The following is an 11,771-nucleotide window of genomic DNA, read 5'->3' on the forward strand; positions in this document are numbered from 1 at the left end:
GTTGAGATGATCTGCAATCGATTACATCGGCTCGTAACTACAACCAACTTGCAGGTGCAGCATCGTGAGAGCGCGACCACCAAAGCACTACTAGGGGCGGTCACCCGTGTAGACGCCGAGTGTCCGGAACCGCAGACCCGGCTCCTTGTACTCCTCCATCGCGTGCGCGATCCAGCCCACGATCCTGGCGATCGCGAAGACGGCCTCGCCCGCGTCCGGCGCCATCTTGAACATCAGCCCGAACTGCGCCAGGGCCAGGTCGATGTTCGGGAACGTCTGCGGCTGCGTGGCGATCACCTTGTCCGCCACCAGATCGCCGTGGCCGCGCAGCAACGCCAGCAGGTGGTCGGCGCGCGGGTCGCGGCGCTCGTACACACCGTGGCCGAAGCCCGGGATCGGCTGGCCGGAGCGCAGATGCTCGGCGACGGCGCCCATCGGGTCCTCCTCGGCCCGCACGAGGAAACGGTGGGCGATGGTGACGGCGGCGCCGTGCTTCTGGCCCTCCATCGCGCCCAGCCCGGCGGACACCACGGCGTACGGGTGCGCGTGGGCCGAGGCGGCGACGCGGGCGGCCATCGTGGAGATGGCCAGGTCGTGGTCGGCGAGCAGGATGAGGGCGGCGTTCAGGAGGTCCGGGACCGGGGGCAGCGGCGACAGACGGGCCCACAGGCGCTCGGCGATGTCGGTGCCCTGGGGCTTGCCGAGCAGGGGCAGGGACTCGACGACGTCGGCGATCATCGCCTTCGCGGTGGAGACCGAGCGGTCGAGGTCGAAGCGCAACGGGTCGCCGGCACTGGCGAGCGCCACGGCCACGCGGATGCGGTCGGTCAGGGTGGCGCTCTCGGGCAGCGCCATCCAGATCTCCTGGCCCTCTGGGAACTGCAGGCCCGTCGAGTCGACCTCGGTCCACAGCCAGTGCGCGACGTCCTCGAAGCGCTTGGCCGCGCTGAGTTCCGGCACCGAACGGCCGCGGTAGTAGAGGCGGTCGTTCTCCAGCAGGGAGATGCGGGTGCGGATGCGATCGGTCACAGCGGCCACTGCTCCGCGCGCACCAGTGCGCTGGGCCAGGGCTTCCACCTCGGCGACGCCGAACATGCTCTGCCGGTTGACCTTTTTGCTGGTCAGGAGGCCACGGCTGACGTACGCGTAGACCGTCGCCGGTTTCACGCCCAGGCGCCGGGCAGCTTGATTCGTCGTCAACATTGATTCCATCAACGTTGACTGTACAAGACATGTTGACGGAGCCTGTTGTCCATGTTGATTGATGCACCCAAAGGGCTTAAAGACGTCGTCGTCACCACGACCCTGATCGGGGACGTGAACGGTGCCGCGGGCTACTACCACTACCGCGAGCACGACGCGATCGAACTGGCCAGGACGCGGTCGTTCGAGGACGTGTGGTTCCTCTTCACGGAGGGCCGGTTGCCTAGCCCTGACGAAGCCGCGACCTTCGCCGCGCAGACCGCCGCCCAACGCGATCTACCAGCGGCGATCAGCGAGGTGCTGCCGGCGATCGCGCGCTCCGGCTGCACGGCGCTGGCGGGACTGAGGACCGCGCTGTCGATGCTGCCGTCACAGCCGATGTGGGACGCGCCGATGAGCGCCAGGAAGGCGGACGCGCTCCGGGTCAGCGCGCTGACGCCGACGATCCTGGCGGCACTGCACCAGCTCAAGCTCGGACTTGATCCCGTCAACCCCAGGGTTGATTTGTCAACGTCGGCGAACTGGTTGTACATGTTGACCGGGCAGGAGCCGTCAACATGGACGAGCCGCGCGGTCGAGCAGTACCTGATCGCCACGATCGACCACGGGTTCAACGCGTCGACGTTCACCGCGCGCGTGGTCGCGTCAGCGGGAGCGGACGTCGTGTCGGCGGTGACGGCTGCGATCGGGACGTTCTCCGGGCCGCTGCACGGCGGCGCGCCGGACCGGGCGCTGGAGGCGCTCGACCTGATCGGGTCGCCGGACCGCATCGACGCCTGGGTCCGGGAGCGCATCGAGCAGGGCGACCGGATCATGGGGTTCGGCCACGCCGTCTACAAGACGGAGGACCCGCGGGCGCGCCTGCTCAAGGAGATCGCGCTCGAGAACCCGACCCCGTTGACCGAGTTCGCGGTCACGGTGGAACAACGGGTCACGGAGCTGCTGGCCGAGCTGAAGCCCGGCCGGCAGCTGTACGCGAACGTGGAGTTCTACGCCGGCGTGGTGATGGAGCAGTGCGGCATCCCGCGCGACATGTTCACGCCGACGTTCGCGTGCAGCCGGGTGATCGGGTGGTGTGCCAACGCGCTCGAACAGTCCGAGGACACGAAGATCATCCGCCCGATCGCCCGCTACACGGGACCCCAGCCGAAAATCACCCAGACGGAAACCGCGCAGCCCAACATCAGGTGAGGTACCGCAGTTCGTTGCGCACTCGGGTGCGGTCACGGTCGTTTACGTCGGAAGAGCCCGCCAGGCCGGCGTTGCGGTCACGGTGCCGGTCGAGCCAGACGGAGATACCTGCCAGAACCAGGACGATCACTGCAAGAGTCATGGCAATAAGTTTGCGACCTACTAGATCCTGCCAACAGTGGCAGATCTGACGTAGCGCGCTAAAATCCTGCCATGCTGCGATCGGTGGCGGTTCCCCTCATCGACGGCGTCGCGCCGTTCGAGTTCGGGCTGCTCTGCGAGGTGTTCGGCGTCGATCGGACCGAGGAGGGCGTGCCACTGGTCGACTTCCGCGTGTGCGGCGAGCTCCCGAACGAACCGGTGCCCACGAGCGTCCGCGGGGTGTCCATCACGCCGGAACACGGGTTCGACGCGCTGCAGAGCGTCGACCTCGTCGCTCTCCCCGCCGCGCGTGTGCGCGACCACTACCCGGAGAAGCTGGTCAAGGCGCTCAGGGAGACCAGCGCGACGCTGCTCAGCGTGTGCAGCGGGGCGTTCATCCTCGGCGCGGCCGGGCTGCTCGACGACCGGCGCTGCACCACGCACTGGCGTGAGGCGCGGCAGTTCCAGGAGCGCTTCCCGAAGGCCCAGCTCGACCCGGACGTGCTGTTCGTGGACGACGGCAACATCATCACCAGCGCCGGCACGGCGGCGGGCATCGACGCGTGCCTGCACCTGGTCCGCCGGGAGCTCGGCACCAAGGTCGCCAACATCATCGCGCGCAGGATGGTCGTGGCGCCGCAGCGCGACGGCGGTCAGCGGCAGTTCGTGGAGCTCCCGATCCCGGAGTGCAGCGCGGACAGCCTCGAACCGGTGCTGGAACACGTGCTCGCCACCATCGCGGACAACCACACGGTGGCGACGATGGCGAAGCTCGCGGTCACGTCCGAGCGGACGTTCGCGCGCAGGTTCGTCGCGGAGACCGGCACCACCCCGAACAAGTGGCTGTCGATGCAACGGGTGTTGCACGCGCGCAGGCTGCTCGAGGAGACCGATCTGGACGTCGACGCGGTCGCGGCCAGGTCAGGCTTCGGGACAGCCGCTCTCCTGCGGCACCACTTCCATCGGGTCGTCGGCGTCGCACCGAGCGATTACCGACGCACATTCTCCTGTCGTTAGGCGAGTGAAGATCTTCTCCGAGATCTCGTGCAGCGCCTCGACCTCGGCCTCGGAGAGCTGGTCGAACACCAGCGTGCGGACGATCTCGGCGTGCGAGGGCGCGGCGGCCTCGATCGCGGACCGGCCCACGTCGGTCAGCACGACGAACGACCCACGCCCGTCACTGCCGCAGTTCTCCCGCCGCACCAGGCCGCGCTTCTCCATCCGTGCCACGTGATGTGAGATGCGACTCTTCTCCCAGTGCAACAGCCGTGCGAGCTCCAGGACGCGCACGCGTCCGTCAGAGGAGTCAGTGAGCTGCACCAGCACGGCGAAGTCGGCCATCGAGATGTCCGAATCAACCGACATTTGCCTGCTCAGGTGCGCATTGAGCTCCCCCTGCATGCGGACGTACGCACGCCACGCCCGCTGCTGTTCAGGTTCCAGCCATCGTGTCACCAGCTCAGCATACGGGAATAGTTGACACATCATCCAGGTTGGTGCAAGGTGGATGACAGATCAACCAATCGGACGCAGCAACCTGAAGGGCATTCCCATGACCACGGCCACCAACCTCTCCGAACTGACCGGCGACTACGTCATCGACGGCTCGCACTCCCGCATCGGCTTCGTCGCTCGCCACGCGATGGTCACCAAGGTTCGTGGCGCGTTCAACGAGTTCGACGGCAAGATCTCGATCGACGGTGACAAGCCGGAGAACACCACCGCCGAGGTGACCCTGAAGGTCGCGAGCATCGACACCCGCAACGCGCAGCGCGACGGTCACCTGACCACCAACGACTTCCTCGACGTCGAGACCTACCCGGAGATCAAGTTCGTCTCGACCTCCGCGCAGCAGATCGACGACGACAACTTCGAGATCACCGGTGACCTCACCATCAAGGACGTCACCAAGAGCATCACGATCCCGTTCGCCTTCGAGGGCGTGGCCGTCGACCCGTTCGGCAACACCCGCGTGGGTTTCGAGGGCTCGCACACCATCAACCGCAAGGACTACGGCGTGACCTGGAACGCCGCGCTCGAGACCGGCGGCGTCCTGGTGAGCGAGAAGGTCGTCCTCGAGTTCGAGATCTCCGCGATCAAGGCCTGACGACGGGCACGGGGCGTGGTAGATCAGGGCCTGCGAGGTTGATCCGAGCAGCACCCCGGCGAAACCGCCACGCCCCCGCCAGTCGCAACGGCACCGAGACCGCTCATGAGCCCAAAGTAGGCCCGATCGTCGTAGTGATCCGCGTGCCGTTGGTCCCCTCGTGTCACGATCTTTGGGCTACCGTGACCTCCATGGCGACGCGTGTCTTCCTCGTCGACGATCATGAAATCGTCCGCCGCGGCATCGCGGACCTGCTCGGCGAGGAGTCCGACCTCGAGGTGGTCGGCGACGCCGCGTCGGTCGCGGAGGCCCTGGCCAAGGTGTCGGGATCCCAGGCCGACGTGGCGGTGCTCGACATCAGGCTCCCCGACGGCAACGGCATCGAGCTGTGCCGCGAGCTGCGCAGCCGGATCCCCGGCCTGCAGTGCCTGATGCTGACGAGCTTCGCGGACGACGAGGCCCTGTTCGACGCGATCATGGCGGGCGCCTCCGGGTTCGTGCTGAAGCAGATCCTGGGCGCGGACCTGGTCAACGCGGTCCGCACGGTCGCCGCGGGTCAGTCCCTGCTCGACGCCCGCACCACGTCCGCGCTGCTGAACCGCATCCGCCGCGAGCGCGAGGAGGGCGACCCGCTGCGGATGCTCAGCGAGCAGGAGCGCACGGTGCTCGACCTGATCGGCGAGGGCCTGACCAACCGGCAGATCGCCGAGCGCATGTTCCTGGCCGAGAAGACCGTCAAGAACTACGTCTCGCACCTGCTGGCCAAGCTGGGCATGCAACGCCGCACCCAGGCCGCCGTGTTCGCCTCGCAGTTCCGCAAGGACGGCGAGAAGCCCCGCTAGTTGAGGGGTACGCGCCAGACCACGCAGGCGCCGCCACCCTCCGTCGCCCGCACCGCGAGCGAGCCGCCGAACTTCGACGCGCGGTGAGCCAGGTTGCGCAGGCCGCTGCGCGTGGTGTCGGGCGGGATGCCGACGCCGTTGTCCTGCACGGTGATCACGACGTCGTCGCCGGCGTCGATGAGCACGGTCAGCTCGGTCGCCTCGGCATGTCGCACGGCGTTCGTGACGGCCTCGCGCACCACGGCCTCGACGTGTTCGGCCAGCTCGGGCGGCACCGAGTTGTCCACGGTGCCGGACATCCGCACTGAGGGCGACAGGTGGGTGGACTCGGTCAGGCCGGCCACGAGGTCCAGCAGGCGGCGCCGGAGCGAGGTGTTGTCGTTCGAGTGCAGGTCGAAGATGGACGTGCGGATCTCGCGCACGGTCTCGTCGAGCTGTTCGACGGCGGTCTGCAGGCGGGCGGCCACTTCCGGCTCGGTGATGCGGCGCATGGTGGCCTGCAGGGTCAGGCCGGTGACGAACAGGCGTTGGATCACGTGGTCGTGCAGGTCGCGGGCGATGCGGTCGCGGTCCTCCAGGACGTCCAGCAACCGTTGCGAACGCTGTTGCTCGGCGAACTCCAGCGCGACCGCCGCCTGGTCCGCGAACGAGGCCAGCACCGGCACCTGGTCGGGCAGGAACCGGGACTCGCCGCCGCGCCGCAGCACGATCAGGGCGCCGGTGACCTCGGAGCCTGACCGCACCGGCACGGCCAGGGCGGGGCCGAACGCCGCCCCCAGGTCGTCGACCAGCAGCGGGACGCCGGAGCGGATCACCTCGTCGACGGCGTAGTCGGACGGGTCGAAGTCGTCGATCTGCACGCCCGCGCTCGCCGCGACCGACACCGGCGTGTCCCGGCCGTCGCCGAGCAGCACCAGCGCGGAGTCGGCGCCCGCGAGTTCCACGGTGCGCTGGGTGATCAGCCGCAGCGCGTACTCGCCGGACGCGCCGCCGAGCAGTTCGGAGTTGACCTCGCCGATCGCCTCCAGCCACCGCTCGCGCATGCGGGAGCGTTCGAACAGGCGGGCGTTCTCGATCGCGATGCCGGCGGCCGCGGCCAGCGCCTGCAGCACGGCCTCGTCGTCGGCGGTGAACTCGGCGGCGTCGATCTTCTCGGTCATGTAGAGGTTGCCGAACACCTCGTCGCGCACGCGCACGGGCACGCCCAGGAAGCTGTGCATCGGCGGGTGGTTCGGCGGGAAGCCGACGGACATCTCGTGCTGCGTCAGGTCGCGCAGGCGCAGGGGCGTCGGGTCCTTGATCAGCAGCCCGAGCAGGCCCTTGCCCTCGGGCAGGTGACCCATCCTCGCGCGCGTCTCGGCGTCGACCCCGACGTGGAGGAACCCGGACAGGTCGTCCCGCGTGCCGAGCACGCCGATCGCGCCATAACGGGCACCGACGAGGTCCACGGCGGCCTGCACGATCCGCTGCAGCGTCGACTCGAGCTCCAGTCCGGACGCGACGGCGAGCACCGCGCCGAGCAACTCCTGCATGTGGTCACGGGTGGTCACGATCTCGTCCATGCGATCACGGACCTCGTCGAGCAGCTCGTCGAGGCCTCTGCGACCAGGCACATCACGCACGACGACTAGATTCGCACACTTTCGCCCAACTCACGGCCCTATCAAGTTGGGACCTTCGACCGTGGCCCACCGAAAGCCCCGGCCGGACCCTGTGTGCATGACGATCGCTGTGCCCGACTCGCTCGGTCTCGCGGGTGAGGACGTACGCGGCGTCTTGACGCTCGCGAGAACGTCGGCGCCCGACGTGCGGTTCGAGGTGCGTCCCGAGCAGATCGAGCTGCACACCACCTCCCCCCACAGCAGGGAAACGCGGATCGCCTGCGGGGTCGCGCTGCTCAACGTCCGGCTGGCGCTGCAGGGCCACGGGATCCGGCCACTGGTGACGCTGGTGCCCGGCCCGAGCGCGCACGACGCGGCCGCGGCCGTGCGGCTCGGCGGCTATCAGGAGCCGAGCCCGGACGTGCTGGCGTTGCTGCACGCGTTGCGCACGAACCGTCGCACGTGGACGACGTTCCCCGAACTGGAGCCGTGGCGCGGGCTGTTGGCCCGCGCGGCCGAAGTGGAGCGGGCGTGGGTGCACGTGAAGGACGGGACCGAGGTGGTCCTGTGCACGTTCACCCAAGGTGCCGCGGCGGAAATCCGTGCGGGACAAGCAATGCAACGCGTGATCCTCACGGCTGGGACGGTCGGTATCGCCGTCTCGCCCCTGCACGACCCGGTGAGCCTGTCCGCGTTGCGCGCGGACCTGCGCCCGTGCCTCGGCAACACGCTGGTGCCGCAGATCGTGCTGCGGCTGGGCGCGGGATAGACCGTGTCCGTCCCACGTCGCGCGGGGGTCAACTGACTCGCGGCGCGGGACGGACACGGTTCCCTCTACCCGGAGGCTCCTCTACGTGGTGATGAACTTCGAGGGGTCCGCGACCGGGGACTCGACGACGAGGTCCTTGTACTCGTCCTCGATGCCCTTGTTGTGGATCTGGATCGCGAGCGGCGCCTCGCGGCCGGCGGGTTCCTTCTTGTCCTCGAACTTCAGGACCTCCTGCGCCTTGCACTTGGTCGCGCCGTCGGGCAGCGGACAGCACGCCATGCGCGCGATTCCGGTGTCACCGTTGGCGAGGATCTCGCACTGCGCCCACTTCTTCACGTCCCAGCTCGGGTGCGGGTACTTGGTGAAGAGCTTGCCGCCGCCGTTGTTGTGGCCCGGCCGGTAGTCCCACGCGCCGCCGTTGGGCGGCTGGAACTGGATCGCGCCGAGACCGTTCAACGGAGGCGTCGCGATCTTGCCCCAGATCAGCACGGTCGGCTTGTGGTCGCCGGAGACCTGGCGCAGCTTGAAGATCCAGCGGAAGCTCTTGTACTGCTGCTTGTTGTAGTAGATCCAGCCGCGCGAGGCAGTCTTCTGGCTGTGGATCGCGCCGTTCTTCACGACGAACGCGTCCTTCGCGTGGGCGGTCCACCCGTCGAGCGTCTTGCCGTCGAAAATGGGCACCAGCACGGGATCCGCGGCCCGTGCCGGCGTCATTCCCGCGACGAGCGCCAGCACGAAGGCAGCGGCTATCCACAATGGACGACGAAACATTTGTTACCGTCCTCGGCTCCGAGGTTTTCGGCAGCGACGGTGCAACCCACGGTAGAACCGAGTCATCGGAGCAGTCAACGGAAACGCGTGTTTCTGAAAACGGACATCTCTAGCGGGACATCACCGCCCGCCACAGCAGACGGGCCAGTTCGGGGTGGCAGATGTCGTTGTGGGCGCCCGCGATACCGTCGATGCGGCGGATCACCGAGGTGCAGTCGACGTTGTGCACCTGGCCACGGGTCAGCTCGCCAGGAGATCCGATGTTGTGCCCGTGGACGTAGGTGCCCTGCACGCCGTGCGAGCCGATGCCGCCGTACTTCGGGTACTCGTCCAGGTCGACCTGGCGGCCCGACCGCGCGGCCAGCGGGTAGAAGCGGCCGATCGCGTGGTCGTTCGACGAGGTGGTGACGATGATCGGGCCCGGCACCCTGCCGAGCACGCCGCGGAAGTAGCCGGAGCCGGGTTCGCCGGGCAGCCGTTCCGCGAACGACCACAGCGACATCGCGCCCTGCACCAGGGTGAGCGTCGCGGCCGGCACCACGTTCGCCATCGCGGTCGCGGTGATGCAGCCGAAGCTGTGGCCCATCAGGTGGATGCGGGCGTTCGGGGCGGCCTGCGCGACCTCCCTGGCGATGCGCGCGGCACCGCTCTCGCCGAACACCCTGGCGCGCCGCTTCATCTTCCAGAACGTCAGAATCCGCAACGGTGACAGGATCCCGCCCAGCGCGGGATCCTCCAGGCAGGCCCGGTAGAGCTGCTCGGCGTCGAACGCCATCCCGTCGTCGCCCGGCAGGTCGGGGACCGAGCTCTCCAGGTAGTCGTAGGCCTGCTGGACCGCCACCGACATCCGGCACGGATGTTCGCGCGCGGCCTGCACGATCGTGCGCACCGCGGCGGTGCGCCCGGCACCTCCGCCGAGCCGCTGGGCCTGTGCCCTGATGAACTCGTCGGACCGGACGTCCTCGTCGCCCCACGCCTTCGACGGCCAGTGCAGGCCGACGAGCAACGACTTGAAGCCGCCGGGAAGCCGGTGTGCCGCCTCACGTTCGGCCCGGCAGCCGGCCATCGTCGCGACCCACTGCCCGTACTGCTGCCGGGCGGCCGGCACGTCGCCGTTCCACCCGTGGATGAAGAAGAACACATCGGTGACACCACCGCGGGCGTCGTACACGACGTCCGCGCTTTCGCGCCCCCGCTCGTTACCTGTCTCGTCGAAGCAGACGAGGTGATAGCTGATGTCGTGGCCTGGCACGGATTCTCGGGACATCGCGGATCACCACCACACAAAAAGCGCGCCCTACTGTTCTCCGGTTATCGGAACCAGGACGGCTCGGGGTTAGCCTCGCCGATCAGGAAAACCCGTTCGGACCAGGGGATTCACCCCGATTGCGCCGGTAGTGGCGAGCCGCGCGGACCCTGTTGCCACACGACGGCGAGCACCATTCGCGGCGTGGGTGGTCCTTCACGAAGTACAGCACGCAGCCCGGCGCATAACAGGCGCGCAACAGAACGCGGTCCTCGCCGGTGAACAGCTCCACGGCCTCCGCGGCGATCGAGGCGCGCTCCCGATCTGCGAGCGATCCCTCGCTTTCGTTGTGCCGCAACAGTTCCCCGTCACGAACGGTCAGCTGCGGCCAGTGCCGCGCGCTCCGCGCCGCACGGTTGACCTCAGCCACCGCGCGCTCCAGGTCACGGTTCTGCGCGACCGCACGCGTGTCCTCGGTGAGCACGCCCGCGAGGTCTCGCAGCGCCTGCCGCAACGCGCGGAACGCCCCGAGATCGTCCTGATCGGCCGGTACGCCCAGGAACTCGCGGAGGCCACCAACAGTGGTCAGGTCGTCGTGCACCTGTGACCGACTGGCCCAGATGGTGTTCATCAGCAGGACCGGACGGGGTTCGTCGGGCGTCAGCACGTCTAACGGTAACACGTGGTTGCATCCGTTAGACATCCGTTCTAACGTTTGCAACGTCGCCCAACCGTTGGAAGGACCCTGCCGTGAACCTCGTCCCCCCGTTCGACGCCGACACCGCCCAGCGCAAGGTGCAGGCCGCCCAGGACGCCTGGAACACCCGCGACCCGCAGCGCGTGGCGGCCGCCTACACGCCGGATTCCGTGTGGCGCAACAGGTCCGAGTTCGTCCGCGGCACCGATGAGATCGTCGCGTTCCTGACGAAGAAGTGGGAGCGCGAGCACGAGTACGTGCTGCGCAAGTCCCTCTGGGCGTTCGGCGACAACCGCATCGCGGTGCGTTTCCAGTACGAGTGGCACGACGACGAGGGCCAGTGGTGGCGCAGCTACGGCAACGAGAACTGGGAGTTCGCCGAGTCCGGTCTGATGTCACGGCGTGAGGCGAGCATCAACGACGTGAAGATCCTGGAGTCCGAGCGTCGCATCGACCCCGATTCGACCTACGAGATCCCGGCGGAGTGACCACGATGCACGTCGAAGCGCTGTGGCGCTATCCGGTGAAGTCCCTGGGCGGCGAACCGCTGCGGGAGGCGGAGTTCACCTCCGACGGCGTGGCGGGCGACCGGCTCGTGCACGTGCAGGGCCCTCGCGGTGTCCTGACCGGACGCACCCGCTACGGCCTGCTCACCATTCCGGCGTCCACCGGTCCCGACGGGCCGTTGGTGGACGGGCATCCGTGGGACAGCTGGGCGGCGCACGAGCTGGTGCTCCCCTACGGCGGCAGGCTGACCCGCTACAGCGGACCGGAGCGGTTCGACGTGCTCAACGTCCTCGTGGCCACGGACGGCCAGGTCGCGGCGGCCGGGGTCGACGTGCGGCGGTTGCGGCCGAACATCCTCATCGGCGGCGTCGAACCCGGCGAGGAGGCCGGCTGGCCGGGGCACGCGCTGGTGGTCGGGGACGTGGTGATCGGCATGTACCAGCAGCGGTCCCGGTGCGTGGTCACCACGATCGACCCGGACACCGGGGAGCAGGACCTGGACGTGCACCGGCGGATCCGGCACGAGTTCGGCGGCGTGCTGTGCCTGGACAGCTGGGTGATCCGGCCCGGCTCGGTCCGCGTCGGCGACCACGTCGAGGTGGTGCCGACCGATGAACTGCCCGCGCACGTCGGCGGGTGGATCGTCGGCCGGCCCTATGCCGTCTGAGCACCTGACCAGAAGTCTTGTCCGAAACC

General features: G+C 68.4%; 14 protein-coding genes and 1 pseudogene. 7 read left to right on the top strand and 8 right to left on the bottom strand.

Translation table 11 applies throughout. From position 1 onward, the window contains the following. Positions 1–90 precede the first annotated feature (90 nt). Positions 91–1,212: a citrate synthase gene (locus tag B0F77_RS36265; RefSeq protein ID WP_086667563.1), complete on the bottom strand. Its 1,122-nt coding sequence runs from the start codon at positions 1,210–1,212 to the stop codon at positions 91–93. A gap of 42 nt (positions 1,213–1,254) precedes the next feature. Here B0F77_RS36265 and B0F77_RS36270 point away from each other — a divergent pair, with 42 nt between their 5' ends. Next, positions 1,255–2,394: a citrate/2-methylcitrate synthase gene (locus B0F77_RS36270; RefSeq protein ID WP_086667564.1), complete on the top strand. Its 1,140-nt coding sequence runs from the start codon at positions 1,255–1,257 to the stop codon at positions 2,392–2,394. Here the strand turns inward: B0F77_RS36270 and B0F77_RS48215 are convergent. Beyond that, positions 2,387–2,536: a hypothetical protein gene (locus tag B0F77_RS48215; protein ID WP_158102922.1), complete on the bottom strand. Its 150-nt coding sequence runs from the start codon at positions 2,534–2,536 to the stop codon at positions 2,387–2,389. The genes B0F77_RS36270 and B0F77_RS48215 overlap by 8 nt on opposite strands. Before the next feature lie 71 nt (positions 2,537–2,607). On the opposite strand from B0F77_RS48215, the gene B0F77_RS36275 reads away from it, so the two are divergent. After that, positions 2,608–3,552 (top strand): GlxA family transcriptional regulator, encoded by a 945-nt coding sequence (locus B0F77_RS36275; protein WP_086667565.1) that lies wholly within the window; start codon positions 2,608–2,610, stop codon positions 3,550–3,552. Here B0F77_RS36275 and B0F77_RS36280 read toward each other — a convergent pair. Beyond that, positions 3,457–3,990, bottom strand: a complete 534-nt coding sequence (locus B0F77_RS36280; protein ID WP_086667566.1) for a MarR family winged helix-turn-helix transcriptional regulator — start codon at positions 3,988–3,990, stop codon at positions 3,457–3,459. The two genes, B0F77_RS36275 and B0F77_RS36280, sit on opposite strands and share 96 nt — an antisense overlap. 97 nt (positions 3,991–4,087) lie before the next feature. Between B0F77_RS36280 and B0F77_RS36285 the strand changes: the two genes are divergently transcribed. After that, a complete protein-coding gene (locus tag B0F77_RS36285) occupies positions 4,088–4,642 on the top strand; it encodes a YceI family protein (RefSeq protein ID WP_086667567.1) in 555 nt (184 codons plus the stop codon). A gap of 3 nt (positions 4,643–4,645) precedes the next feature. Here the strand turns inward: B0F77_RS36285 and B0F77_RS50135 are convergent. Further along, positions 4,646–4,720 (bottom strand): annotated as a pseudogene (locus B0F77_RS50135) (universal stress protein); the annotation flags it as partial. A 113-nt stretch (positions 4,721–4,833) separates the two neighbouring features. Here B0F77_RS50135 and B0F77_RS36290 point away from each other — a divergent pair. Further along, complete coding sequence (locus B0F77_RS36290; RefSeq protein WP_086667568.1) at positions 4,834–5,484, top strand: response regulator; 651 nt, start codon at positions 4,834–4,836, stop codon at positions 5,482–5,484. Here B0F77_RS36290 and B0F77_RS36295 read toward each other — a convergent pair. Continuing rightward, positions 5,481–7,046 (bottom strand): GAF domain-containing sensor histidine kinase, encoded by a 1,566-nt coding sequence (locus B0F77_RS36295; RefSeq protein WP_086667597.1) that lies wholly within the window; start codon positions 7,044–7,046, stop codon positions 5,481–5,483. The two genes, B0F77_RS36290 and B0F77_RS36295, sit on opposite strands and share 4 nt — an antisense overlap. A gap of 157 nt (positions 7,047–7,203) precedes the next feature. Between B0F77_RS36295 and B0F77_RS36300 the strand changes: the two genes are divergently transcribed. Beyond that, positions 7,204–7,854, top strand: coding sequence for a hypothetical protein (locus B0F77_RS36300; protein ID WP_086667569.1), 651 nt, complete (start codon positions 7,204–7,206; stop codon positions 7,852–7,854). 81 nt (positions 7,855–7,935) lie between these two features. On the opposite strand, the gene B0F77_RS36305 is transcribed toward B0F77_RS36300, so the two are convergent. The 3 genes from B0F77_RS36305 to B0F77_RS36315 form a co-directional block, all read right to left on the bottom strand. Further along, a complete protein-coding gene (locus B0F77_RS36305) occupies positions 7,936–8,625 on the bottom strand; it encodes a 3-keto-alpha-glucoside-1,2-lyase-like domain-containing protein (RefSeq protein ID WP_086667570.1) in 690 nt (229 codons plus the stop codon). 109 nt (positions 8,626–8,734) lie between these two features. After that, entirely contained in the window at positions 8,735–9,892 is a 1,158-nt protein-coding gene (locus B0F77_RS36310; protein ID WP_086667571.1) for a hypothetical protein, read from the bottom strand. Positions 9,893–9,974: 82 nt separating this feature from the next. After that, positions 9,975–10,538, bottom strand: a complete 564-nt coding sequence (locus B0F77_RS36315; RefSeq protein ID WP_245849115.1) for a CGNR zinc finger domain-containing protein — start codon at positions 10,536–10,538, stop codon at positions 9,975–9,977. Between the two features lie 83 nt (positions 10,539–10,621). Between B0F77_RS36315 and B0F77_RS36320 the strand changes: the two genes are divergently transcribed. Beyond that, positions 10,622–11,056, top strand: coding sequence for a nuclear transport factor 2 family protein (locus tag B0F77_RS36320; RefSeq protein ID WP_086667573.1), 435 nt, complete (start codon positions 10,622–10,624; stop codon positions 11,054–11,056). 5 nt (positions 11,057–11,061) lie between these two features. Further along, positions 11,062–11,742 carry an MOSC domain-containing protein gene (locus tag B0F77_RS36325; protein WP_086667598.1) on the top strand — a complete coding sequence of 227 codons (681 nt, stop codon included), beginning with the start codon at positions 11,062–11,064 and terminating at the stop codon, positions 11,740–11,742. Positions 11,743–11,771 lie beyond the last annotated feature (29 nt).

Origin of the sequence: Lentzea kentuckyensis (genome assembly GCF_002150765.1) — a bacterium.
In the GTDB taxonomy this organism is placed as follows: Bacteria; Actinomycetota; Actinomycetes; order Mycobacteriales; family Pseudonocardiaceae; genus Lentzea; species Lentzea kentuckyensis.